The organism is Corynebacterium sp. zg254, assembly GCF_024701495.1.
In the GTDB taxonomy this organism is placed as follows: Bacteria; Actinomycetota; Actinomycetes; order Mycobacteriales; family Mycobacteriaceae; genus Corynebacterium; species Corynebacterium zhongnanshanii.
The window spans coordinates 462,141-486,282 of the sequence record NZ_WIAR01000001.1 but is presented as its reverse complement, the minus strand read 5'-3'; the positions used below and the strand labels follow the sequence as shown (position 1 = coordinate 486,282).

The window sequence follows — 24,142 nt, the reverse complement described above, 5'->3', positions numbered from 1 at the left end:
GCAAGCGGATCGATGACACGGTGGTGATGGCAGATTTTGGAGCGCGCCGACGCGCCGAACAGCAGGCTGAGATCCGCCGCCCCGCCGTTCCACGCTCTGGCGGCAATTGGGCCTCCACTACCTTTATGGACCTGGCGCTCGAGGGGGCGGATCATGGAAGGGTGACGCGAGGTCGGGACTATTTCCGCGCAGGACATGTCCTGTATGTGGCCTGGTCGACCGATCACCTGGTGGGTTGGGTGAAGGGTAGTCAGCTCGAGCCCTTTGAGGTAGTGATGACCTTCAACCCGATGGATGAGGATACGAAGGATGCCGTGGCGACGCTGCTCGGAAGCTCGCCGAAGGTGCTGCATGAGTACATGGTGGGGCGTCCGCCGTCGATTCTGACCACGCCCTTGTTGAGTGCGATTGCAGGGTGCTACTGCGATTGCCCGGATCGCATGCCTGTTTGTAAACATATTGTGGCTGTGGCGATGCGTTTTGCACGGGAGTTGGAGGAGAGCCCATTAGAGCTGCTGCACCTGCGTGGCATTGATCCCCAGCCATTCAAGGACGCCTTGGCGAGCGGAGAAGCTCTGTGGGGACCGTCGGGAGGCCCCTCTAAGCCCCGGCTCCTGGATGATCCGCAGCCGGAACAGATGGTGGATCCCCGAGCTTTTTGGGGAAGAGGCTCCACGGCAGTGAGCTGGGATCCACCTGACGTAGAAGAAGGTATGGAACTGGGCGAGCGGGAGCATCTGATGGCGGCGTTAGAGTCCGTGACGTGGACGCACATTGACCAGTTGGATGCCTCGTATCAGATCGATCGTTGCTATGAAACCTTAGAAAACGCAGAACCTTTGTTCGATTATTCGGCTCGGATGTCTGAGGTGTATGAGATAAATGACCCAGACAAAGAAGAAAGGGATGACTCGTGAGCACACACGCCAACCACCTCCGCATCCTGCACACCTCAGATTGGCAATTGGGCATGTCGCCCAGTTTCTTGAGTGAGGAAGCACGCCCCCGATACACCTATGACCGCCTGGTCGCTGTGAAAAAAGTTCTCGCCGAAGCCGAGGCGCATCAGTGCGATGCGGTGGTTGTGGCAGGGGATGTCTTTGATAACAACTTCCTCAAGCCCGAGGTGTACCAGCGTGCGCTGGACATCCTGGAGGACGCAGAGCTGCCCGTGTTTCTCCTTCCAGGCAATCACGATCCTCTGGACGCCGCCAGCATCTATCGCACCGACGGGATCCAACAGCTCAAGAATGTGACGGTCCTGGCTGACTCCACGCCGATTCAGCTGGAGCGCCTGGGGGAGGGAGCCGCCCGGATTGTGGGAGCGCCCATGCGTTCCCGCCATGTGAATGTGGACTTGGTGGGTCAGGCGTTGGATACTCTCATGCCGCCTCTGGATTCCACCATCACGGTTCTGGTGGGCCATGGTGCGGCCATTGCCTTCGGGACTCCAGAGCCCGAGCACATCGACATTGCGCGAGCCGAGGAGGCCTACCGGCGCCGTGTGGTGGACTACATTGCCCTCGGTGATACCCACTCCGCGATGCAGCTCGACCAGGATGGTGCGATCTGGTACTCCGGCTCGCCCGAGGTGACGGACTACCGAGAGCCCGATGGCGGCGGAGAGTCCAATTCCGGTAAAGCACTGATCGTGGACATCACTGTGGAGGATCCATTCCGCCCGGCAGACGTTGCAGTGGAGGAGATCACCATCGGCCAGTGGGCGTTTCAGGCGCTGAGTGCAGAGGTGAACAATAGGCAGGACGCTGAACGTTTCATCGAAACATTAAAAGCCCTCCCCAATAAGGCTCAGACCTCGGTGAAGTATTCACTGTCGGGGGTGGTGGATGTGGATACCTACGCCTGGCTGGAGTCCATGGCAGAACAGATGGCGCCCAAGTTTGCAGCCCTGTATCGCCGCACCAGAACGTGGTCCCTCTACACCCGCCCCAGCGACGAGGAGCTGAGCGGAGAGGCCTTCGGTGACGGCATCGCAGGAACCGTGGCACACCGCCTGGCGGAATTGATCGACGCAGGAGACACGCGAGCCAGCGACGCGCTGAACCTGCTGTACAAGCTCTCCCAAGAAATGAAGGTGACGGAGCGATGAACCCCTTTGTCGACCAGCCCGAAAAGGATAGAACAAGCGGACTTCACCCGGCCTTGCGCGTGGAGGAAATCCAGCTGAAGAATGTGAAGGCCATTGACCACCTCATCGTCCGTCCGCAGGCCACCGGCGTGACCGTTATTCATGGCGATAATGAAACGGGTAAGTCAACCATTATCGAGGCCTTCCACCAACTCTTGGCGGGCAGCGCGCTGACATCACAAAAGGTCGACGTGAAGGCCTTAAGACCCGTATCTCGGGACGAGCAGCCCGATGTGCAAGCCACACTGCAGATCGGTCCTTATCACCTCACCTATCGCCGGGTGTTCGCCGGTAAGAAATCCAAGGCGGAACTCCGGGTGGATGCACCCCACGTTGAGAACGTGACGGGAGTGGAGGCCATTAATCGCTTTCAGGCGATTTTGTCCTCCTATTCCGATGAATCCTTGCGCAGTTCCATGAGCGTGAAGCAGGGCGACATTTTGCGCATCGAGGAGTTGTTTAAGCACAACAGCCTGAGCCAGGCTATCGGCCGTGCGAGCACTACCGAGGAAGCTGCCGCACCTTCCGTGGCTGATGTGGCGATGGACGCTGACACCCAACAACTCATTGATCGTGCGCGCGAAGTTCGGGGAAAATACTTCACACCGAAATCGACCAACACGTACACGAAGGCTTTTAAAGCTCACGTCGACGAGCTCGCCGAGGCAGAACAGGCATTGCACACCGCTCGTGAACGCATGAGTGAAGCTCAACGGCACGCGGAGACCATTCAGCGAGCAACGCTATCGCTGAAGAATCTTTCTGACGAGAAACAGCAGCTGACGCAGCGTCTGCAGGAACTGGAACAGTTGCTGGAGCAGGCACAGAGCAAAGAACGAGAATTGGCGCAGGCTGCCGAACAGGTCACAGCGGCGCACTCTGCGGTCGATGAAGCCCGATCTGTCCAGGACAAACGCCGTGCGTTGATTGAGGAGATTGACTCCAAAACCCGCGCACTTGCAGCACTGGACGTGAAGGTGCAGGAGGCCACCAAGGCCACGGACGCAGAGAAACGCGCACGGGAAGCGCAACGCAGCTCCTTGAAAAGCATCCGCGTGGAGTTGAACGTGGCCCAAGCCTTGCGAGAACTCTTGCGGGCACGAATCGATGCAACCCGGTGTGCCCAGCGGCGCGATGACGTGGCGCAGAAGGTAGACGCAGCGACATCCCTTGATCGTCAGCGCATTGAACTGAAGGAGCGCATTGACGAGCTTCCTGTGACCTCGGACATCCTGTCCGAGATCCAGGAGAGGGCGCATGACTTCACAGTGAGTACCGCACGCCGGGACGCCGCCGCCACGACCGTCCACATCGAGGGCCCAGCGGGAGCGACAGTCGGCGACGGCGATCGTGCCTGGCCCCTTGGCGATGATGGAGTGGACATCACCGTGGGTTCGCGAAGAACCTTCACTCTGGGTGACTACCGCGTCACCGTCGCGCCGGCTGGCCACGCCGAAGACCTGGAGGAGAGTGTTCACTATGCTCACGATCGGTTGGTGGCCAGCCTCAAGAAAGCGGGAATCCACCTGGAGGAGCCACTGACCTCTGGCGAAGAATGTGCGCGCTTGGTCGAGGAGGTGAGGCAGAGCGCTACACGGCGAGCTGCGCTTACCACGCAGTTGGATGACGTGATGGGGGATCTACGTGAGCTTCTAGGATCAGCATCCCTGGCACAGCGCCAACAGGAGCTTGAGGAACTGGAGGCGCAACACCGCCACGCGCTAGACACGGTTGCGACCGCTGAGCGCATGCTTAGCGCGGAGCACGACAACTATGCTCACCAGGCGGAGTCTCCAGATCTGAACCTGGAGGAGCTTCGCTCCCGTGAGTTCTTCGATGAGCAGTGGATCAAGGATCTTCGTGAGCGCATTGATGACGCAGAGCGGGCGGACAACAGCGCTGTGGAGCGGTGCGAGGCCGCACAATCGAAGGCAGAAAGCGAGTATGCCACCGTGCGTAGCGCCCTGGAATTGCGCACTCAGGATCTTGCCGCCGCACGGGAGGCATTGAGCGATGATGACCTGGAGGCGCGCATTGCGGAAGCGAGCGCTGCCCTGGACACAGCTGTACAGAACAAGCAACAGGTAGAGGCCTCCGTGGACGGGGTGGACTCGCCAGAGATGCTGGCGTCCAAGGTCAACGGCAAACGTCAGGCGCTGCGCGACGTGGACCGTCGAGAGCGCGAGGAAGAACGCTCTATCGACATCGCACGCCACGAAATCGACAGCGCGGGTGGAACCGCGGAAGACGTTCAAGAAGCGGAAGCGCGCTACGAACACCTGCGACAGTCCGTGCATTCAGCCGAAAGCCAAGCCGAGGCAGCCAACCTTCTGGTGGAGCTGTTCGACCAGGCTTACGAGGACGTGATGGTTCAGTACCAGGCCCCGTTCCTGGACGAGTTCACCTCACTGGCCAAGCGAATCTTTGGTACAGGTGTGACCTTCGAGTTGGGGCAGGACCTGTCTGTAACCAAGAGAATCATGAATGGGGAGGGGATAGCCCTCGATCAGCTGTCGGGAGGTGCAACGGAACAGATCGCCATGCTCTACAGGCTTGCCGCTGCAAGCCTCATGGGTAAGGGAGAGTCCGTCCCCATCTTCCTGGATGACACGCTGGGATACACCGATGAGTTCCGCACAGAGAACATGAACGCGGTGCTGGCTCTGATGGGCAAGGAGCACCAGATCATCGTGACCACCTGTGATGCACGCAGGTTCTCGTCGGTGGCCGGGGCATACACCATCAGCATCGACCAGGCGAAAAGTAACCAATCCGCCGTCGCGGCACGTGGGGAGTAACAACAAGGGGTGTGCACGCACCTGCATGGTGCGCGCACACCCTGATAAAAAGTGTGCCCCCGAGACGATTCGAACGTCCGACCCCTGGTACCGGAAACCAGTGCTCTATCCCCTGAGCTACGAGGGCAAGCAACCAACTGTATGGCTACGAGAAGACAGTCTAGCATGACTGATATTGTTGATAACCGTGACTCCAGCTGAACTCTCAAATCTCATCACCGAAACCACTCGCGCGGTTCTGAACAGCCACGATCTGGACAGCTCCGTTGTCCCCGATGCCGCAACCGTGGAACGCCCCCGCAACCCCGAGCACGGTGACTACGCCACCAACATCGCCATGCAGGTCGCGAAAAAGGCCGGCACGAACCCACGCGAACTGGCCACGTGGCTCGTCGAGGACTTGAGTGGCAACGACGGAATCACCGAAGCCTCCGTAGCAGGCCCCGGCTTCATCAACATCCGCCTGGCAGCCGCAGCCCAAGGCAAAATTGTGGAAGAGATCCTGAAGGCAGGGGACACCTTCGGACACGGAGATGACTTCGCCGGCAGCACCATCAACCTGGAATTCGTCTCCGCCAACCCCACTGGCCCCATCCACCTCGGCGGAACCCGCTGGGCAGCCGTCGGTGATTCTTTGGGCCGGGTGCTCAGCGCCCGCGGCGCGAAAGTCACACGCGAGTACTACTTCAACGACCACGGCGCGCAGATCAACCGCTTCGCCAAGTCCCTGCTCGCAGCAGCCCAGGCCAACCCCACCCCCGAGGATGGCTACGGCGGCGACTACATCCAGGACATCGCCCAGCAGGTCACCACGGCACACCCCGAGTGGAACACCCTGGGTGACGAGGACATGCTGGAACTGTTCCGCGCCGAAGGCGTGGAGCTCATGTTCGCGCACATCAAGCGCACCCTCGCAGAATTTGGCACGGAGTTTGACGTCTACTTCCATGAAAACTCCCTGTTCGAATCCGGCGCCGTGGACAAGGCCGTGGACACCCTGAAGGGCAACGGCAACCTCTATGAACAAGACGGTGCCTGGTGGCTGCGCTCCACCAACTTCGGCGATGACAAGGACCGCGTGGTCATCAAGTCCGACGGTGACGCCGCCTACATCGCCGGCGACATCGCCTACATCGCCAACAAGATCGAACGCGGCCACGACCTGTGCATCTACATGCTGGGCGCGGACCACCACGGCTACATCGCGCGCCTGAAGGCTGCCGCCGCTGCACTGGGCTACGACGCCAACCAGGTGGAGGTCCTCATCGGTCAGATGGTGAACCTGGTCAAGGACGGTAAGGCCGTGCGCATGTCCAAGCGCGCAGGAACCGTCATCACGCTGGATGACCTGGTGGAAATGATCGGCGTGGACGCCGCCCGCTACTCGCTGATCCGCAGCTCCGTGGACTCCACCCTGGATATCGACATGGACCTGTGGGCATCCCAGTCCAGCGATAACCCGGTGTTCTATGTGCAATACGGGCACGCTCGCCTGTGTTCGATTGCCCGGAAGGCGAGTGAGCTGGGCGTCGGATATGACGACGCAGATTTGTCGTTGCTGACCCACGAGCGTGAGGGAGATTTGATTCGCACCTTGGGCGAGTTCCCGGAGGTCGTTCAGTCCGCCGCTGAGCTGCGCGAACCGCACCGCGTGGCGCGTTACGCAGAGCAGCTGGCGGGAACGTTCCACCGTTTCTACGATGCGTGCCAGATTCTGCCGAAGTCCGACGAAGAGGCGACCCCCATCACGGGCGCTCGCCTGGCGCTGGCCGCAGCGACCCGCCAGACCCTTGCCAACGCGCTGACGTTGGTGGGCGTGACTGCACCAGAGCGCATGTAGACCACGCATGTAGCACAAGTATGTAGAACAACGTCGGTAGAAAATCGTATGTAGAAAGCAGTGGACGTCCTATGGATCCTGAAACTCACTTGCACTCTGAACCCCTGAAGCAGAAGATTTCCTCAGCTGCGGAGTTCAACCGCATTCCTGAGGCGGTTTACCCCGTGGACACCGTCCGCACCCCGAGCGGGTCCGTGTCCATCGCGGGCGTGGACCTGACGGACATCGCCGAGGAGTACGGCACCAGTGCCTTCGTGATCAACGAGGATGACTTCCGCGGCCGATGCCGCGCACTCGCCGAGGCTTTCGACGGTGGAGAGCGTGTGCATTACGCGTCCAAGGCCTTGCTGACCCGCGAGGTTGCTCGCTGGGTGAAGGAAGAAGGCCTGGCGCTGGACGTTGCCTCCCAGGGTGAGTTGGCGCTGGCGCTGGCCGCGGAGTTTCCCGCCGATCGCATCACGGTGCACGGCAACAACAAGTCGGATGAGTTCCTCTCTCTGGCGATCACCAGCGGCGCGGAGCTGATCGTGGTGGATTCCCTCCAGGAGATCGACCGGCTCTCTGCGTTGGCGCAGCAGCACCAGCGCACGCAGGATGTGCTGATCCGCGTGACTCCCGGCGTGCACGTGGATACCCACGAGTTCATCGCCACCAGCCATGAGGATCAGAAGTTTGGCTTTTCCTTGGCCGCCGGGGTGGCACACGATGCTGCCGTGCGGACGGCCGCCGCGCCGGGGCTGCGCCTGCGTGGTCTGCACTGCCACGTGGGTTCCCAGGTGTTCGAGGCTTCCGGTTTTGCGCTGGCGGCCGAGCGCCTGCTGGGATTCTGGTCCCAGCTGTTGGATGAGTTGCCCGCCGACGCCACCGCGTCCCTGGACACCCTGGACCTGGGCGGCGGCTACGGCATCGCTTACACCGCGGATCAGGAGCCGTTGAATGTGGCGGCGGTTGCCGAGGACCTGAAGAACAAGGTGGCCGAGGCCGCGAAGGAGGCCGGCGTTCCCTACCCGAATTTGAACGTGGAGCCCGGCCGCGCGATCGCTGGTCCGTCAATGGTGACCCTCTACCGTGTGGGCACCGTGAAGGACGTGCCGGTCAACACGAAGCTGTCCCGTCGCTACATCTCCGTGGATGGCGGCATGAGCGACAATATTCGCCCCGCGCTCTACCAGGCCGAATATGATTTCCGCGTGGTCAACCGCGAGGTCTCTGGCCGTGTGATCCCCACTCGCATCGTGGGATCGCACTGTGAGTCCGGGGATATTCTTATTAACGACGCCCAAGTTCCCGATGATGTGCAGGTGGGCGATCTGATTATGGTTGGCGCCACCGGCGCCTACTGCTATTCCATGGCCTCTCGCTACAACATGATGCTGCGCCCGCCGATCATTGCCATTAGAGATGGACAGGCGCGTGTGATGGTCCGCCGCGAGACCCTGGAGGACATCTTAAGCTTGGACGTGTTCTAAGCATCGAGTAGAACAGTTCGATCCCGGGCGCGCGTGTGTGCGTGCAATGGCCTACACTTTAAGCAGTTCCATTAACAACCCCCAAGGATGAAACATGACCGATACAACCACTTCCACCTTCAAGCCAGGCAAGGGCGCCGGCGCGACCGTTGGCGTAGCTGTTCTGGGCATGGGCACCGTCGGCACGGAGGTGCTCCGTCTGTTGGAGGAGCGCAAGGATGAATTTGCTGCTCGCATCGGCGGAAACCTCGAGGTCCGCGGTATTGCCGTATCCGATTTGTCGAAGCCGCGTCCCGGTGTGTCGAAGGACTTGTTGACCGACGACGCGCTGTCGTTGGTCAAGCGCGAGGACATTGATCTGGTGGTGGAGGTCATCGGTGGTATTGACTATCCACGCCAGGTGGTTCTGGCCGCTCTGCGCGCAGGAAAGGCTGTGGTGACGGCCAACAAGGCTCTGATCGCCGCGCATTCCGAGGAGCTGTCCGAGGCTGCTGAGGCTCAGGGCGTGGACCTGTTCTTCGAGGCCGCTGTGGCCGCGGCCATCCCTGTGGTGGGACCGCTGCGCCGGTCCCTGGCTGGTGACAAGGTCGATACCGTCATTGGTGTGGTCAACGGCACCACCAACTTCATCTTGGACGCGATGTACAGCCGCGGCGCCTCTTACGAGGAGATGCTGGCCGAGGCCACCGCTCTGGGCTACGCGGAGGCCGACCCCTCCGCGGATGTGGACGGCTACGACGCGGCATCCAAGGCCGCCATTCTGGCGTCCCTGGCGTTTCACACCCGCGTGACCGCCGACGACGTGCACACCGAAGGTATCCGCACCATCACGGTGGAGGACATCGAGGCAGCTAAGGCCGCCAACTCCACCATCAAGCTGCTCGCTATCTGTGAGCGTCTGGTGGACGAGCAGGGCCAGGAGTCCGTGTCCGCCCGCGTCTACCCCGCGCTGGTCCCAACCTCCCACCCGCTGGCGAGCGTCAACGAGTCCTACAACGCCGTGTTCGTAGAGGCAGAATCGGCAGGACGGCTGATGTTCTACGGCAATGGTGCGGGAGGCGCACCGACGGCGTCGGCAGTATTGGGCGATGTGGTGGCAGTTTCCCGCAACATCGTTCACGGCGGCCGGGGACCAGGCGAGTCCACCTACGCGCGTCTGCCCATCGCTGACTTCGGCGATGTGCTGACCCGCTACCACGTGGACATGCACGTGGACGACAAGGTGGGCGTGCTGGCTGAGGTGTCCAACGTGTTCTCTGAGCAGGGAGTATCCATCCGTGCGGTGCGTCAGGAGGGCCTGGAAGAAGGCGCTCGACTGGTGGTCATCACCCACCACGCCAAGGAGGCGGACCTGGAGGCCACGGTGGAGCGTTTCAAGCAGCTGGAGAGCGTGAAGGCTGTCCGGTCCGTCATCCGCATGGAGGGTTAATCACAGTGAGCACGGAGATTCCGGTCGGTCGTACTGCGACGGTGAAGGTTCCCGCGTCCTCGGCCAATCTTGGCCCTGGGTTCGACACCCTGGGCCTGGCGGTGGGGCTTTACGATCACGTGGTGGTGGAGGTCATCGACTCTGGCCTGGAGGTGGAAGTCACCGGCGAGGGAGCCGGCGAGGTTCCGCTGGATGAACGCCACCTGGTGGTGCGCGCGATACGCGAGGCGTTGAAGGTCGCGGACGTGAGCGTGCGGGGGCTGAAGGTGCGTTGCCAGAACAGCATTCCTCAGTCTCGTGGCCTGGGTTCTTCGGCGTCTGCTGCGGTGGCCGGTGTAGCTGCGGCGAATGCGCTGGCGGGCAACACGCTGTCCGATCAGCAGATGGTCCAGATCGCCTCCACGTTTGAGGGACATCCGGATAACGCCGCGGCATCCATCCTGGGCTCCGGGGTGGTCAGCTGGACGAATGTGCCCATCGACGGCCGTACCGCGCCGCAGTACTTCGCCGCGCCGATCAACGTGCACCCGGACATCGTGGTCACCGCCCTGGTCCCTGACTTCCACGCGTCCACCGAAGCCGTGCGCCGGGTGCTGCCGAGCGACATTTCTCACCTCGACGCCCGGTTCAACGTCTCCAGGACCGCCGTCATGACCGTGGCTCTGCGTGATGACCCGTCGCTGCTGCTTGAGGGAACGCGCGACCGTATGCACCAGACGTATCGTGCGGAAGTGCTGCCCGTAACCGCGGAGTGGATCAACCGCCTGCGCAACCTGGGCTATCCTGCGTTTTTGTCCGGAGCCGGCCCGACCGTGATGGTGCTGGACACCAAGCCGGTGGCCTCGGAACTGCTGGAAGAGGCCCGCCAGCGCGGTATGCGCGTCCTCGAGTTAGAGGTGGCGGGCCCCGTGGAAGTATCCGTTTCGGGCTAGGCCTTCATCGCCCGTTTCGGGCTAGGCCTTCATCGTCCTTCCGGACTAGGCCTTCTTCTCCTTCTTGAACCATTTAAGGATCACGCCATACAGTGCAGGCACGACGGAGGCGAGCACGATGACCAGGAAGATTGCTTCAATATTGTTCTTGACGAAGTCAATCTCTCCCAACAGGGCGCCGAGCCCCACCACGCCGGCGCCCCACAAGACAGCACCGATGGCGTTGTACGCCACGAACGTGCGGTAATGCATGCCCGCCATGCCGGCGACCAGCGGGGCATAGGTGCGGACGATGGGAACGAAGCGGCATAGAATCACGGTGATCGGTCCGTGCTTGTCGAAGAAGTCCTCCGTCTGCGTGACGTACTCCCGCTTGAAGATCTTTCCGTCGGGACGTTGCTCCAGGTACGGGTTCAGTTTGTGTCCGATCATGTAGCCCACCTGGTCGCCGAGAAACGCGGCGATGGGGGCTACCACCATGATGAGCCACAGCGGTGCGAAGGGGTCCGGCTGCCGGGCGAGCAGCCCCGCGGTGAAGAGGAGGGAATCACCGGGCAGGAAGGGGAACAGCAGCCCGGATTCGATGAACACGATAAGTGCCATCGCGGCAAGAATGGCATCGCCGAAAGGGCCTGATCCGCTCAGAAGCACCATGGGATCTGCCCATTCAGGCCCCAGTGCCATCACAGTTTCACTCATGGAACCTTAGAGTACTCTCGAGATATCCACAATGGCGAAGCGGTCGGCGTTTTCCAGCTTTCTTAAAAGCTTTTTATCGTATTTGCTCACCGAGGTCTTCGGCAGCGTATCGACGAATGTGTAATACTCCGGAACCATCCAGCGTGGAACCTTGGTGCCGAGCGTGCGCGCGAGGTCTTCTGCCATGGCATGGGCAGCGTTGGAGTCCTTGTCCTCAGTCGGCACGGTGCTCTGGTCTTCCAGGTGCACGACCGCCAGGGGGCGCTGACCCCATTGTTCGTTGGGTACGCCAATGACAGCCACTTCCACGACCGCCGGGTGTTCCATCAAGTAGTTCTCCAGCACCGCGGAGTAGATCCATTCACCACCGGAGCGGATGATGTCATTCTTGCGGTCGTGCACGGTGAGGAACCCGTCTTTGGTGACCGTGGCGATGTCGCCGGTGCAGAACCAGCCGTCCTCGGTGAAGCGCTCGGGCCTATCGCGGTGGTGGTAGCGGGCGGTGATGGTGTTGCCCCGCACTTGCAGCTCGCCGGTGGTGCGGTCATGCGCGGGCAGCACATGACCGTCATCATCCACCAGGCGGTACTGCATGCCCACGGAGAAGCGGCCCTGGGATTCGCGATAGCGGGCGCGGGCCCTGCCCGCGACTCCTGCGGGCGGGTGCGCCACGGTCCCCACAGGGCCGGTTTCCGTCATGCCCCAGGCATGGATGATGTCCACGCCGTAGAGCTCTTCCCACTGCTCGATCAGAGCGGCGGGCACGGGGGAGCCTCCGGAGTAAATCTCCCGCAGACTCATGCGCGTGGGCTTGTGGATGAGGTAGTGCTGCAGCAGGTTGATCCACATGCTGGGGGCGCCGTGGGCCTGGCGGGGCATGGCGTCCTCAATGACGTGCGCCAGGTGGGCCGCCGAGGCCGTGCGGCCGGTAAACACCAGCGGCGTGCCGCTCATGAACGCGGCCAGGGGAACGCCCCAGCTTAAGACGTGATAGATCGGCACGGAGCACAAAAACTTCTGCCCATTGCGGATACCGAAGCCGTCGGCGGTGCGCAGCGTTTGAGAATGCAGCCACAACGAACGGTGAGAGTACACCACGCCCTTGGGATCGCCCGTGGTGCCCGTGGAGTAGCAAATCGCCGCGGGGGACTTCTCATCCAGTTCCGGCCAGTCGTAGTGCGTGGGGCGTCCGTCTAAGATGTCTTCGAAACCGTCCACGCGGATGCCCAGATCCTTCACGGCCTCCCGAACTCGGCGGACCTCTGCGAGGTTGGAGCCGATCAGGATGATTCCCTCCACGGTGCGGCACTCGGGCAGCATGGCGATGAGGTCGTCGGCAAAGCGCGGGTCGCACACAATCACGCGGTCTTCCGCGTGATTGATGACGTACTTCACTTGGCTGGTGGCCAGCAGCCGGTTGATGGGGTGGAAGACCGCCCCCATGGCCATTGCGCCCAGCATGGTTTCTAGGTGCTCGTTGCAGTTGGACATGTAGGTGGAGATGGTATCGCCCACGCCAATGCCGTATTCCTCAGTCATGACGTGTGCCAGCGCCGCCGCGCGCGCCGCGATTTCTGCGAAGGTGGTGTGGTCCGGTTCTGCTGTGGAATAGGTGTCAACCGTGGTGTGTCCGTGCACCGTGGCCCCGTAGTCCAGTATTCGGGCGATGGACAGAGGAACATCCTGCATCGTTGACTTCATAGTTACGTAGCCTACATTCCGTGCCCTGAAAAGTGTGCCTCGATGTGGTTGGTGCTATGCTGGTGCTTAACTTCGGTGAGATTGCCCTTGCTTTTGCTTTTCTCCGGTAATCCCCAAGGATCCCTTATTCTTCAGCACGCCGTATCTATGCGTGCGAATCACATATTTTTAAACCACAGTTGAGACGCTGGCGTGCACTTTTTCCGCCAGTCGATGGAAGGACTTTCGTGAGCCTGTCCGAAATTTTGGCCCGCGCAGAAGCCAATGGCCTGAATTCTTTAAAGCTCCCTGAGCTCAAGCAGATTGCCGTAGCTCAGGGCATCAAGCGCACCTCTGGCGTGCGCAAAGGGGAACTGATCGCGGCTATTGAAAACGCTGGGGGGCGTTCCTCTGCACCTGCACCGCAGGATGCTCCGCAGGAAAAGAAGCACGAGGCGCCGCAGGAACGTAGCCAGGAGGCTTCTGGGACGGACTCCCAGGATGCTGCGAATGGCCGTCCGGCTCGCCGAGTGCGTCGCCAGATCGTCCGCCGCTCCGGCGCTGCTGGTCGCGATGACCAGGGCAATGCATCCGATGATTCCTCCAACGACGCCGAGCCTCAGTCCTCGAAAGCCCGCGACAAGGGAGAGCCGGCGTCGGATAATTCGGACAACAACAGGGATCGCGACAACCGGGACAATCGCGACAACGGCCGAAACAATCAGCGCGACAACAACCGCAACAACAATCGGGACAACAATGACGATGATGAGCGTGGTGGGCGCCGCAACCGCCGCAACCGTCGGAATCGTCGCAACCGCGGCGACCGTAACGGCGGCAACGGTAACAATGGCAACAACCGTAACGACCGGAACAACGACAACCAGCCGGTTGATCCTGAGGAACTGACCAGTATCAGTGGCATCCTGGACTTCGCGGACCAGAACACGGCCTTCATCCGCACCTCCGGCTACCACGCCGGCCCCACAGACGTGTACGTGCCGATCAACACCGTCCGCAAATACGGCATGCGCCACGGCGACGCGATCACCGGCACCATCCGCAACCGCACCAACGGAAACAACGGCAACAATGGTGGCCACCAGCGCGGCCGCAACCGTCAGAAGTACACCCCCATTTACCAGGTGGAAACCGTCAATGGGCTCAGCCCGGATGAGGCGAACAAGCGCCCACACTTCAACAAGCTCACGCCGCTATACCCCAACCAGCGTCTGCGCTTGGAGACTGATCCGAAGATCCTGACCACGCGCGTGATCGACCTCATCATGCCGATCGGTAAGGGCCAGCGCGCCCTGATCGTGTCCCCGCCGAAGGCCGGTAAGACCACGATCATGCAGGACATCGCCAACGCGATCACCCGCAACAACCCCGAGTGCTACCTGATGGTGGTGCTGGTGGACGAGCGCCCCGAAGAAGTCACCGACATGCAGCGGTCGGTGCAGGGCGAGGTCATTGCCTCCACGTTCGACCGTCCACCGGGGGAGCACACCAACGTGGCGGAGCTGGCCGTGGAGCGCGCCAAGCGCCTGGTGGAGCAGGGCAAGGACGTGGTGCTTCTGCTGGACTCTATTACCCGCCTGGGCCGCGCGTACAACAACTCCTCTCCGGCGTCCGGACGCATCCTGTCCGGTGGTGTGGATTCCAACGCGCTGTACCCGCCGAAGCGATTCCTGGGTGCCGCCCGAAACATTGAGAATGGCGGATCCCTGACCATCATCGCCACGGCCATGGTGGAGACCGGATCCGCGGGTGACACCGTGATCTTCGAGGAGTTCAAGGGAACCGGCAACGCGGAGCTGAAGCTGGATCGCAAGATCTCCGAGCGTCGCGTGTTCCCGGCGGTGGACGTGAACCCGTCCGGCACCCGCAAGGACGAGCTGTTGCTGAACCCGGAGGAAGCGCGCATCATGCACAAGCTGCGCCGCATCCTGTCTGCACTGGATTCCCAGGCCGCTATTGATCTGCTGATCAAGCAGCTGCGCAAGACGAAGAACAACCGCGAGTTCCTGATGCAGGTCGCAAGCTCCGCGCCGCTGGCCGGTGAGAGTGAGGAGGACTAATCATGGCAGAGTCACCGTCTATGGTCGATGACATCCTGGCTGAATACCAGGGCTTGGAGATGCAGCTCAGTGATCCGGAGCTGCACAACGACCCTGCCGCCGCGCGCAAGGTGGGTAAGCGCTTTTCCCAGCTGCAGCCCATCATCCAGACCCACGAGAAGCTGACCCAGGCCCGCGAAGACCACGAGGCAGCAGTGGAGATGGCCTCCGAGGACAAGGAGTTCGCAGAGGAAGCGAAACGCCTCGAGGAAGAGATCGAGCAGCTCCAAGAGCAGCTCACGGACCTGTTGGCTCCGCGCGATCCGCACGATGCCGATGACATCGTGATGGAGATCAAGTCCGGTGCCGGTGGGGAAGAAGCAGCCCTGTTCGCCGGTGAGTTGGCCCGCATGTACCAGCGCTACGCTGAGCGCCACGGCTACTCCACGGAGATCCTGGGGCTCAATGAAACGGATCTGGGTGGCGTGAAGGACATGACCCTGTCCATTCGCGCGAAAAACCCGTCCCGCGACGGCGCCTGGTCCGAGTTCAAGTTTGAGGCCGGAGTGCACCGCGTGCAGCGCATCCCAGTGACCGAGTCCCAGGGGCGTATCCAGACGTCTGCCGCCGGAGTTCTGGTGTATCCGGAGCCCGACGAGGTGGAGGACGTGGAGATCGACGATAAGGACATCCGCGTGGATGTGTACCGCTCCTCTGGTAAGGGCGGTCAGGGCGTGAACACCACGGACTCCGCGGTGCGCATTACTCACCTGCCCACGGGCATTGTGGTGACCTGCCAGAAGGAGCGTTCGCAGATTCAGAACAAGGCCCGCGCGATGCAAGTCTTGGCAGCGCGTCTGCAGCAGATGCGCGAGGAGGAGGCCGCCGCGGAGGCCGCTGAGGATCGAGCGGCGCAGATCCGCACGATGGACCGCTCGGAGCGTATCCGCACGTACAACTTCCCTGAGTCCCGTGTGTCCGACCACCGCATTGGCTACAAGGCCAACAACCTGGATGCCGTGTTGAGTGGCGATTTGGATGCGCTGTTCACCGCGTTGAAGGAGGCGGATCGCCAGCGGCGCCTTGAGGCGGAAGGCTAGTTTCGTGGCTGGGCGTGGCACGGTGTCCGAGGCTCTCCGGGAGGCTGCCGCACAGTTGCAGCAGGCTGGGGTGGCCTCGCCGTTGGTGGATGCGCGTCTGCTGATGGCTCATGTGCTGGATGCCGAGCCCACGCAGCTGTTCCTGCTGGGGGATGACCCCGCGCCGAGCGAGGTGTGGCCGTTGGTCCGCCGACGTGTCGCGCGCGAGCCGTTGCAGCACATCACGGGCCGGGCATGGTTTTATGGCCTGCCGATGCTGGCGGAGCCAGGTGCGTTTATTCCCCGTCCGGAGACCGAACTGCTGGTGGACTGGGCCGTGCGGATGATCCGGGAGACCGGAGCGCGGCGCGTGCTCGATCTGTGCACCGGACCTGGGACGATTGCGCTGGCCGTGTCCTCCCAATTCCCCGACGCCCAGCTCTCCATCACCGCGGTGGACATCGACGCCACGGCCCTGGATCTAGCTGGCCGCAACCAGGCTCATCTTCAGGACCAAGGTCTCGTGCCCGGGGGCGTGTGCTTTGTGCAGGCCGACCTGTCCGATTCAGGGAGTATCGACGCGCTGGGCTTCAGCGAGGACTATGACGTGGTGCTGTGCAATCCTCCGTATGTTCCCGAAGGACCAGGGGCTTACGAGGAGTCGGTGGAACCGGAGGTCCTGGCGGACCCACATCACGCTGTGTTTTCAGGCACTGATGGGATGGAGCTGATGCCGCACATCGTGGCGGCGGCGCGCGCAGCCGTGAAGCCCGGTGGGGTGGTGGCCATTGAGCACGATGACTCGACCGGCCCCGCCACACTGGCGCTGCTGGAGGACGGCTTCGAGGCCCGCGAACAACATTATGACCTTACTGAACGCCCACGCTTTGTGAGCGCGCGTAAGATATAGGCGATCACGAAAGGTTTTATCACCCCTATGGCACAGCGAGTAGACGCAACTGACCCCCAGGACCGACAGCAGGCGATCCAGATCGCTACCACCGCGGTCAAGGCTGGGCGGTTGGTGGTCTTGCCCACGGATACTCTGTATGGCATTGGCTGCGACGCTTTTAACAACCGTGCCGTGGAGAAGCTGCTGCAGGCCAAGCACCGCGGCCCCGATATGCCGGTGCCAGTGTTGGTGGGCAGCTGGAGCACCGTCCAGGGGTTGGTGCAGAACTACACCTATGACATGCGCAGGCTGGTGGAGGCGTTTTGGCCCGGCGGCCTGAGCATCGTGGTGCATCAGGCCCCCAGCCTTCCGTGGAACCTGGGCGATACGCGCGGCACGGTCATGCTGCGCATGCCCCTGCACCCTGTGGCCATTGAGCTGTTGCAGGAGACCGGCCCCATGGCTGTCTCCTCTGCGAACATTTCCGGCCAGCCACCGGCGACCACCGTGCAGATGGCCGAGGACCAGCTGGGCGAGTCCGTCAGCGTGTATATCGACGGCGCCGACGCCACCGTGGGGACAGCCTCCACCATCGTGGACCTGTCCAGCGGCCGGCCCCGCATCTTGCGCGAGGGAGCAATTACCGCCGAGCAAATTGGCGAGGTGCTGGGCATGAGTGCCGAAGAATTGCGCGGGGACATCTAGACGGTAGGTGAATGATGGGCGTTGGTGTACCACTGCGCGAGCTAGGGCTTGTGCTGCTGTTGGCGGGAACGGTGACCTACCTGGTCACGGGCATCGTCCGTCACATTATGGTGCGCTACGGCCGCATGGAGGCCCCGCGCGACCGCGATGTGCACAGCACGCCCACGCCGCGCTTGGGCGGCGTGGCGATGTTCACCGGATTGATCGTGTCCGTGGTGGTGGCAGCGCAGCTGCCTGCCCTCAACAGAGGCTTCCCGCCTGTCACCCCGGATATGGCTGCCGTGATTATGGCCGCCTTCGTGATCGTGGTGGTGGGAATCCTCGACGACCTGTATGACATCGCGTGGTGGTTAAAGCTCGGCGGCCAGGTGGTGGGCGCCGTGGTGATGAGTTTGATGGGCCTGTCCTGGTATCTCTTGGCCCTGCCTTTCGGCGACGGAACCACGCTGGTGCTCGACCAAGTCCAGTCCACGATCTTGACGGCGCTACTGACGGTCACGATCGTCAACGCCATGAACTTTGTGGACGGCCTGGATGGGCTAGCTGCCGGACTGGGCCTGATCGCGGCCTCCACGATCCTGCTGTATTCCCTCACAATCCTCTACGACCAGGGTGGTACGGTCTCCGCCTATCCGCCCGCGATCATCTCCGCCGCGCTGGCCGGCATGTGCATGGGCTTTTTGCCTCACAACTTTTCCCCGGCCCGCATCTTCATGGGGGACAGTGGCTCCATGCTGATTGGGCTGTTGCTGTCCGCTGCGTGCGTGTCGGCCTCCGGCCGCATCAACATGTCCCTGTTCGGTGCCGCGGACATGTTCGCATTGATGTCCCCGGTGATTGTGGTGGTGGCTGCCCTGAGCATCCCGCTGCTAGATCTGCTGATGGCGGTGGTGAGGCGGCTTGCGGCCGGCAAGTCGCCCTTCGCTCCGGACAAGGAACACCTGCACCACCGCCTCTTGCGCCTTGGCCACAGCCAAAAGCAAGTGGTGCTGGTGCTCTACGCGTGGGTGGCCGTGGTGGCCTTCGTGGCGATCGGCTCCACCATCTTCCCCACGGGATTAACGCTGGTTATCTTCGGTGTATCGCTTTTGGCCGTTCTGGCGATCACGGTCATTCCCCAGTGGTCTAGACTGAACAACCATGAGCGAACACAACGCGAACACTCCAGCACATGATCGGCCTGCGGACCTGCCTGAACTCAACGATGTGAGTCAGGTCGACGACCAGGTGTGGCCGCTCACCCGCGCCGTCCGCAACGGAAGCATTGCCGTGGCCGCGCTGATCGTGGTGTCTCTCATGTTCTGGGGTGCAACGAACGACCTTCCCGGATTGTGGGGCGCGCTCATCGGAGGCCTGATTGGCGGAAGCTTCATGCTGCTCACGGTGTGGGTGGTTCTGCTGAGCGCCCGGACTACCCCCACGCGGACCCTGGTGATTGTCCTGGGAAGCTGGCTGCTCAAGATGGCTGTGTTCCTTGGGATCATGATCTTCATCCAGGACATGGACTTCTATTACCGACCGGCGTTTGCCGTGACGACCATCCTGGCTATGATCGCGGCCCTGGCAACGGAGACGTATGCCGTGACCCAGGCGCAGCGCCTATACGTGGGCTAGGCCTGCGCGCACGCTAGAACTCCGCGTGCAGGAGGCCCGTGCGTGGGCGGAGGCCGGGGGGGAGGAGAGCCTGGCGTCGGTTTGTATTCGGCGACGGGGGAGCACAGCGGGGGACATAACGGGCGGCGTCACCGGTGACTTATACCACTTTTTGCAGGGGTGGGGTGAAGTATCTAGCAGAAAAACCCAGTGCATCCACGGTTTTTCATGGAGAACTGGCCGCCTGCAGGGTAACACTCACCCAATCAAAGGGGGTGGCAACGGGAGTTTCGGCGGGCGGAATGATACAGTTTCCCTAGGCCAATGTGCCCACCGGTCTGGCTTGGACGTGCGACGGAGTCCTTGCAGGCTGGACATCACAAAAGACCTCCATCGCACCGCCTGAATACTTATTCTCGCGGCCCAATCACGGGAGAGAACGCTGAGCGTAACAACCTTGGCCATGAAGGGCGAGTTTCACGCGCCTTCATTGGAACACGAATTCTTCCCGGGGCATGTGAATGGGGACCTTTGGTTTAATGAGTTCGCCAACGGAGCCTTCGCGCTCGACAGGCTGATGCTCATTCGTATCCTGATGATTGTGCTGGTTTCAGCATTCTTCTTCTTTGCGATGCGCAAGCCAAAGCTGATCCCAAGCGGCGTCCAGAACTTCGCTGAGTTGGCTCTGGATTTCGTACGTATTCACATCGCGGAGGATATTTTGGGAAAGAAGGAAGGCCGACGTTTCCTTCCACTAATCGCTGCGATCTTCTTCGCTGTTCTTGCTGTGAACGCGCCAACCGTCATCCCTGGGCTCAATATCTCGCCATCTGCGCGATTTGGATTCCCAGTGGTGCTGGCTCTCATCGCCTATGTGACCTTCATCTACGCAGGCGTGAAGCGCTACGGACTCGGTAAGTACATCAAGTCTTCGCTGATTATTCCTGGATTGCCACCATTTCTGTACCTGCTTGTGGTGCCAATCGAGTTCGTTTCCACATTCATCCTCCGTCCAGCCACTCTGGCCATTCGTCTTATGGCCAACATGCTGGCGGGACACCTCATTCTTGTCATGCTGTTCTCTGGTACGAACTTCCTGTTCTGGCAGATGAACGGTTGGACCCTGCTGTCGGCAGGTACTCTGCTCTTCGCAATCGCATTCAGCCTTTTCGAGCTCATGGTGATTTTCCTGCAGGCGTACATCTTCGCTCTGCTGGCCGCTGTGTACATCGAACTGTCTCTGCATGCTGATGAGCACTAAGCCTGGCGCCACCGCGGTTCACAGACATAACTAAAAACTCAACTAGCTCGACCAGAACTTCATAGACCAAGACAGCTGGTCGAACACCAGAAAGGTAATGGAAAGCACATGAACGACATCCTCCTCCTCGCGCAGGACACCACCACCACCTTCAAGGGCCTCGGTGCAGTCGGCTACGGCCTGGCAGCAATCGGCCCAGGCATCGGTGTGGGCCTGGTTGCAGGCAAGACCGCTGAGGCTATGGCACGCCAGCCAGAGATGGCCGGCCAGCTGCGTACCACCATGTTCCTGGGTATTGCATTCACTGAGGCGCTGGCCCTGATCGGCCTGGTCGCTGGCTTGATGTTTTAGTTGATGCTTCGACTGAAGTGCTCCACACTTCAGACAAGCAGTTGAATTCACTACTAAACAAATCTGAAAGCTAGAGACTATGGCGAACACATTTTTGCTAGCGGCTGAGGAGCACCTCCCTTTGGAGACGGCTCCTAGCCCGCTCGTGCCACCCCTGTATGACCTCGTCTGGTCCCTCATCCCATTCATTGTGATCCTGGTGGTCTTCTGGAAGTTCGTTCTTCCAAAGTTCCAGGAAGTATTGAACCAGCGCGAAGATCAGATCGAAGGTGGCATCCAGCGCGCCGAGGCTGCTCAAGCAGAAGCCAAGGCTGCTTTGGAGAAGTACAACGCTCAGCTCGCTGAGGCACGTACCGAGGCCGCACAGATTCGTGACGATGCTCGTAACCAGGGTCAGAAGATCATTGCTGACTCCAAGGTTCAGGCAACCGAAGAATCCAACCGCATTATCGAGGCTGGCAACAAGCAGCTGGAGGCACAGCGTTCCGCAGTTGTCTCCGATCTGCGCAAGGAGATGGGCGAGAACTCCATCAGCTTGGCAGAGCGTCTGCTGGGAGAGCAGCTCTCCGATGATGTTAAGCGTTCGGGCACGATCGATTCCTTCCTCGCTGACCTGGATAACGTCGGCGCCGCTGGGAAGTGATCTGTATGCACGCAGCGAGCCGTGAGGCATTAGAACGACTTAGCACAGCCCTCGATAAGGGGCTGAACGAGTCCAACGAAACCGTCGGCGTAGGCGCCGTCATCGGATCCGAGCTATTCGACATCGTCGACATCCTGGATTCGGACCGCACCCTACGTGTCGCAATGGTTGACCAGTCCAAGTCACCAGCAGAGCGCTCCGCACTCGCGGAAAACCTCTTCGGTGGCAAGGCATCCGCAACCACTGTGGAAAACGTTTCCGCTGCTGTTGCTCAAACCTGGTCCAATAGCCGTGACTTCCGCGCCGGATTGGTGCAGTTGGGACGTCGCGCCCTGCTGCGTTCTGCTGAAGGGCAGGGACAGCTGGACCGTGTTGAGGATGAACTCTTCCGTTTGGCACGTATCATCGAGCGCGAGCCACAACTGGAGCTTTTGCTCGCAGACCGCGCGGTATCGGCAGATGCCCGCCGCGACCTGCTGGCGAAGGTTCTCTACGGAAAGGTCACCTCTGTCACAGAAGCGCTGGCATTGCAGGCCGTTGGCCGTTTGCAGCAACGTCCAGTCGAAGAGCTTGACGCTCTGTGTGATGAGGTAGCACAGCTCAAGGGCGCCGAGGTTGCACGTGTCCGTGCTGCGGCACCGTTGGGCGAACAACAGCAGTCCCAGCTGGCTGACAAGCTGGAAAAGATTTACGGTCGTAAGATTTCAGTACATACCGAGGTTGACTCCAGCCTCCTCGGCGGTGCTGTTATCCGAGTTGGCGATGAGGTCATCGACGGATCCACTGCAGGTAAGCTGCAGCGCCTCCGTCGCAGCCTCGTTTAAGGCCGGCCGAAAGTAATAACGAGTACATGCTGGAAGACAAAACCGAGAGCAGGAAGAACATGGCGGAGCTGACGATCTCCTCCGATGAGATCCGTAGCGCGATTGCGAACTACACCTCGAGCTACTCCCCGGAGGCCTCCCGTGAGGAGGTCGGCGTGGTCACGACGGCAGCTGACGGCATTGCCCAGGTGAGCGGCATGCCATCTGTAATGGCTAATGAGCTGCTCGAGTTCCCAGGTGGCGTAATTGGCGTCGCCCAGAACCTCGACACCGACCAGGTTGGTGTTGTGGTCTTGGGTAACTACGAGTCCCTTCGCGAGGGCGACGAAGTTAAGAGGACCGGCGAGGTTCTCTCCATTCCGGTCGGGGACAAGTTCCTCGGTCGTGTTATCAACCCACTAGGCGAGGCTATCGACGGCCTTGGTGACATCGAGAAGGAAGAGGACCGCGTCCTCGAGCTTCAGGCACCATCCGTGTTGATGCGCCAGCCAGTCGAAGAGCCGATGCAGACCGGCATCAAGGCTATCGACGCAATGACCCCCATCGGCCGCGGCCAGCGTCAGCTGATCATTGGTGACCGTAAGACCGGTAAGACCTCGGTCTGCATCGACACCATCTTGAACCAGCGCGCAAACTGGGAGTCCGGTGACCCAAGCAAGCAGGTTCGCTGCATCTACGTAGCAATCGGCCAGAAGGGTTCGACCATCGCCTCCATCCGTAAGACCCTGGAGGAAAACGGTGCGCTGGATTACACCACCATCGTTGCAGCCCCAGCGTCTGACTCCGCTGGATTCAAGTGGCTGGCACCGTTCGCAGGTGCTGCACTGGGCCAGCACTGGATGTACCAGGGCAAGCACGTTCTGGTGATCTACGATGATCTGACCAAGCAGGCAGAGGCCTACCGTGCGATCTCCCTGCTGCTGCGTCGCCCACCAGGCCGTGAGGCATACCCAGGTGACGTGTTCTACCTGCACTCCCGCCTGCTGGAGCGTGCTGCAAAGCTGTCCGATGACCTCGGCGGCGGTTCCTTGACCGCACTGCCCATCATTGAGACCAAGGCAAACGACGTGTCTGCCTTCATTCCAACCAACGTTATTTCCATTACCGATGGTCAGGTCTTCCTGGAGTCCGACCTGTTCAACCAGGGTGTCCGACCAGCTATCAACGTTGGTGTGTCCGTGTCCCGTGTGGGTGGTGCCGCACAGACCAAGGGCATGAAGAAGGTATCCGGTTCCCTGCGTCTGGACCTGGCTGCATACCGTGACCTGGAGGCCTTCGCAGCCTTCGCGTCTGACCTGGATGCAGCGTCCAAGGCTCAGCTGGAGCGCGGTAAGCGTCTGGTGGAGCTGCTGAAGCAGAACGAGACCAAGCCACAGACGGTGGAAGACCAAATGGTGTCCATCTACCTGGCCGGCGAGGGCGAGTTCGACACCGTTCCTGTTGAGGACGTGCGTCGCTTCGAGGCTGAGCTGCTGGATCACCTGCACGCGAACGCTTCTGGTGTCTACGACCAGATCGCCGGCGGTCAGGCCTTCAGCGATGAGTCTCAGCAGACCCTGAAGAAGTCCGTTGAGGAGTTCAAGCGCGGTTTCCAGACCACCGATGGCAGCTCGGTTATCAACGAACCAGAGCCAGAGGCATTGGCTGAAGAAGACCACGCTAAGTCCCAGATCACCGTGTCCCGCAAGTCCAAGTAAAGGACTAGGTGTAGCACAGTGACCACAAATTACGGACAAGA

At 61.1% G+C, this 24,142-nt stretch carries 20 protein-coding genes and 1 tRNA gene; 18 read left to right on the top strand and 3 right to left on the bottom strand.

Annotation, left to right across the window (positions count from 1 at the left end):
* The first annotated feature begins 26 nt into the window (after positions 1–26).
* The 3 genes from GC425_RS02250 to GC425_RS02240 are packed head-to-tail and all read left to right on the top strand — an operon-like array spanning position 27 to position 4,947.
* Positions 27–917 (top strand): SWIM zinc finger family protein, encoded by an 891-nt coding sequence (locus tag GC425_RS02250; RefSeq protein WP_151843972.1) that lies wholly within the window; start codon positions 27–29, stop codon positions 915–917.
* Positions 914–2,110 (top strand): DNA repair exonuclease, encoded by a 1,197-nt coding sequence (locus GC425_RS02245; RefSeq protein ID WP_231699691.1) that lies wholly within the window; start codon positions 914–916, stop codon positions 2,108–2,110. Before GC425_RS02250 ends, GC425_RS02245 begins: the two co-directional genes overlap by 4 nt.
* Positions 2,107–4,947, top strand: a complete 2,841-nt coding sequence (locus tag GC425_RS02240; protein ID WP_151843974.1) for an AAA family ATPase — start codon at positions 2,107–2,109, stop codon at positions 4,945–4,947. The genes GC425_RS02245 and GC425_RS02240 overlap by 4 nt, the downstream gene beginning before the upstream one ends.
* A gap of 54 nt (positions 4,948–5,001) precedes the next feature.
* On the opposite strand, the gene GC425_RS02235 is transcribed toward GC425_RS02240, so the two are convergent.
* Positions 5,002–5,074: transfer RNA gene (locus tag GC425_RS02235), tRNA-Arg, on the bottom strand.
* A 60-nt stretch (positions 5,075–5,134) separates the two neighbouring features.
* On the opposite strand from GC425_RS02235, the gene argS reads away from it, so the two are divergent.
* The 4 genes from argS to thrB all read left to right on the top strand — a co-directional run bounded on the left by argS (position 5,135) and on the right by thrB (position 10,617).
* The gene (gene argS / locus GC425_RS02230) at positions 5,135–6,787 is read left to right on the top strand and encodes an arginine--tRNA ligase (RefSeq protein ID WP_151843975.1); all 1,653 of its coding nucleotides are present in this window, start codon (positions 5,135–5,137) and stop codon (positions 6,785–6,787) included.
* A 71-nt stretch (positions 6,788–6,858) separates the two neighbouring features.
* Positions 6,859–8,256, top strand: a complete 1,398-nt coding sequence (lysA, locus tag GC425_RS02225) for a diaminopimelate decarboxylase (RefSeq protein WP_151843976.1) — start codon at positions 6,859–6,861, stop codon at positions 8,254–8,256.
* A 94-nt stretch (positions 8,257–8,350) separates the two neighbouring features.
* Positions 8,351–9,685 (top strand): homoserine dehydrogenase, encoded by a 1,335-nt coding sequence (locus GC425_RS02220; RefSeq protein ID WP_151841819.1) that lies wholly within the window; start codon positions 8,351–8,353, stop codon positions 9,683–9,685.
* Between the two features lie 5 nt (positions 9,686–9,690).
* Positions 9,691–10,617: a homoserine kinase gene (gene thrB, locus GC425_RS02215; RefSeq protein WP_151841818.1), complete on the top strand. Its 927-nt coding sequence runs from the start codon at positions 9,691–9,693 to the stop codon at positions 10,615–10,617.
* A 45-nt stretch (positions 10,618–10,662) separates the two neighbouring features.
* Here the strand turns inward: thrB and GC425_RS02210 are convergent, their stop codons facing one another.
* Positions 10,663–11,316: a DedA family protein gene (locus GC425_RS02210; RefSeq protein WP_151841817.1), complete on the bottom strand. Its 654-nt coding sequence runs from the start codon at positions 11,314–11,316 to the stop codon at positions 10,663–10,665.
* A 6-nt stretch (positions 11,317–11,322) separates the two neighbouring features.
* Positions 11,323–13,017, bottom strand: coding sequence for a long-chain-fatty-acid--CoA ligase (locus GC425_RS02205; protein WP_151843977.1), 1,695 nt, complete (start codon positions 13,015–13,017; stop codon positions 11,323–11,325).
* Between the two features lie 227 nt (positions 13,018–13,244).
* Between GC425_RS02205 and rho the strand changes: the two genes are divergently transcribed.
* From rho to atpA, 11 genes are all read left to right on the top strand, one after another.
* The gene (gene rho, locus GC425_RS02200; RefSeq protein WP_151843978.1) at positions 13,245–15,077 is read left to right on the top strand and encodes a transcription termination factor Rho; all 1,833 of its coding nucleotides are present in this window, start codon (positions 13,245–13,247) and stop codon (positions 15,075–15,077) included.
* Between the two features lie 2 nt (positions 15,078–15,079).
* Positions 15,080–16,156: a peptide chain release factor 1 gene (gene prfA, locus GC425_RS02195; RefSeq protein WP_151841814.1), complete on the top strand. Its 1,077-nt coding sequence runs from the start codon at positions 15,080–15,082 to the stop codon at positions 16,154–16,156.
* Positions 16,157–16,160: 4 nt separating this feature from the next.
* Positions 16,161–17,045, top strand: coding sequence for a peptide chain release factor N(5)-glutamine methyltransferase (gene prmC, locus GC425_RS02190; protein ID WP_231699692.1), 885 nt, complete (start codon positions 16,161–16,163; stop codon positions 17,043–17,045).
* A 27-nt stretch (positions 17,046–17,072) separates the two neighbouring features.
* Positions 17,073–17,732 (top strand): L-threonylcarbamoyladenylate synthase, encoded by a 660-nt coding sequence (locus tag GC425_RS02185; protein WP_151843979.1) that lies wholly within the window; start codon positions 17,073–17,075, stop codon positions 17,730–17,732.
* An 11-nt stretch (positions 17,733–17,743) separates the two neighbouring features.
* Positions 17,744–18,907: an MraY family glycosyltransferase gene (locus GC425_RS02180; protein WP_370451931.1), complete on the top strand. Its 1,164-nt coding sequence runs from the start codon at positions 17,744–17,746 to the stop codon at positions 18,905–18,907.
* Positions 18,873–19,346, top strand: coding sequence for a hypothetical protein (locus tag GC425_RS02175; RefSeq protein ID WP_151841812.1), 474 nt, complete (start codon positions 18,873–18,875; stop codon positions 19,344–19,346). Before GC425_RS02180 ends, GC425_RS02175 begins: the two co-directional genes overlap by 35 nt.
* Before the next feature lie 442 nt (positions 19,347–19,788).
* Positions 19,789–20,586, top strand: a complete 798-nt coding sequence (gene atpB, locus GC425_RS02170) for a F0F1 ATP synthase subunit A (RefSeq protein ID WP_151841811.1) — start codon at positions 19,789–19,791, stop codon at positions 20,584–20,586.
* Between the two features lie 108 nt (positions 20,587–20,694).
* Positions 20,695–20,937, top strand: a complete 243-nt coding sequence (locus tag GC425_RS02165) for an ATP synthase F0 subunit C (protein WP_151841810.1) — start codon at positions 20,695–20,697, stop codon at positions 20,935–20,937.
* Positions 20,938–21,016: 79 nt separating this feature from the next.
* Positions 21,017–21,580: a F0F1 ATP synthase subunit B gene (locus GC425_RS02160; RefSeq protein ID WP_151841809.1), complete on the top strand. Its 564-nt coding sequence runs from the start codon at positions 21,017–21,019 to the stop codon at positions 21,578–21,580.
* A 5-nt stretch (positions 21,581–21,585) separates the two neighbouring features.
* A complete protein-coding gene (locus GC425_RS02155) occupies positions 21,586–22,404 on the top strand; it encodes a F0F1 ATP synthase subunit delta (RefSeq protein ID WP_151841808.1) in 819 nt (272 codons plus the stop codon).
* 59 nt (positions 22,405–22,463) lie between these two features.
* On the top strand, positions 22,464–24,101 hold the full coding sequence (gene atpA, locus GC425_RS02150; RefSeq protein ID WP_151842405.1) for a F0F1 ATP synthase subunit alpha: 1,638 nt from the start codon (positions 22,464–22,466) through the stop codon (positions 24,099–24,101).
* Positions 24,102–24,142 lie beyond the last annotated feature (41 nt).

Bases quoted from the DNA above. Each gene is read 5' to 3' on its own strand.
- GC425_RS02250 (WP_151843972.1), top strand. From the start codon at position 27: ATGGCAGATTTTGGAGCGCGCCGACGCGCCGAACAGCAGGCTGAGATC.
- GC425_RS02240 (WP_151843974.1), top strand. From the start codon at position 2,107: ATGAACCCCTTTGTCGACCAGCCCGAAAAGGATAGAACAAGCGGACTT.
- lysA (WP_151843976.1), top strand. From the start codon at position 6,859: ATGGATCCTGAAACTCACTTGCACTCTGAACCCCTGAAGCAGAAGATT.
- GC425_RS02220 (WP_151841819.1), top strand. From the start codon at position 8,351: ATGACCGATACAACCACTTCCACCTTCAAGCCAGGCAAGGGCGCCGGC.
- GC425_RS02210 (WP_151841817.1), bottom strand. From the start codon at position 11,316: ATGAGTGAAACTGTGATGGCACTGGGGCCTGAATGGGCAGATCCCATG.
- GC425_RS02205 (WP_151843977.1), bottom strand. From the start codon at position 13,017: ATGAAGTCAACGATGCAGGATGTTCCTCTGTCCATCGCCCGAATACTG.
- prfA (WP_151841814.1), top strand. From the start codon at position 15,080: ATGGCAGAGTCACCGTCTATGGTCGATGACATCCTGGCTGAATACCAG.
- GC425_RS02185 (WP_151843979.1), top strand. From the start codon at position 17,073: ATGGCACAGCGAGTAGACGCAACTGACCCCCAGGACCGACAGCAGGCG.
- GC425_RS02180 (WP_370451931.1), top strand. From the start codon at position 17,744: ATGATGGGCGTTGGTGTACCACTGCGCGAGCTAGGGCTTGTGCTGCTG.
- GC425_RS02175 (WP_151841812.1), top strand. From the start codon at position 18,873: ATGAGCGAACACAACGCGAACACTCCAGCACATGATCGGCCTGCGGAC.
- atpB (WP_151841811.1), top strand. From the start codon at position 19,789: ATGAAGGGCGAGTTTCACGCGCCTTCATTGGAACACGAATTCTTCCCG.
- GC425_RS02165 (WP_151841810.1), top strand. From the start codon at position 20,695: ATGAACGACATCCTCCTCCTCGCGCAGGACACCACCACCACCTTCAAG.
- GC425_RS02160 (WP_151841809.1), top strand. From the start codon at position 21,017: ATGGCGAACACATTTTTGCTAGCGGCTGAGGAGCACCTCCCTTTGGAG.
- GC425_RS02155 (WP_151841808.1), top strand. From the start codon at position 21,586: ATGCACGCAGCGAGCCGTGAGGCATTAGAACGACTTAGCACAGCCCTC.
- atpA (WP_151842405.1), top strand. From the start codon at position 22,464: ATGGCGGAGCTGACGATCTCCTCCGATGAGATCCGTAGCGCGATTGCG.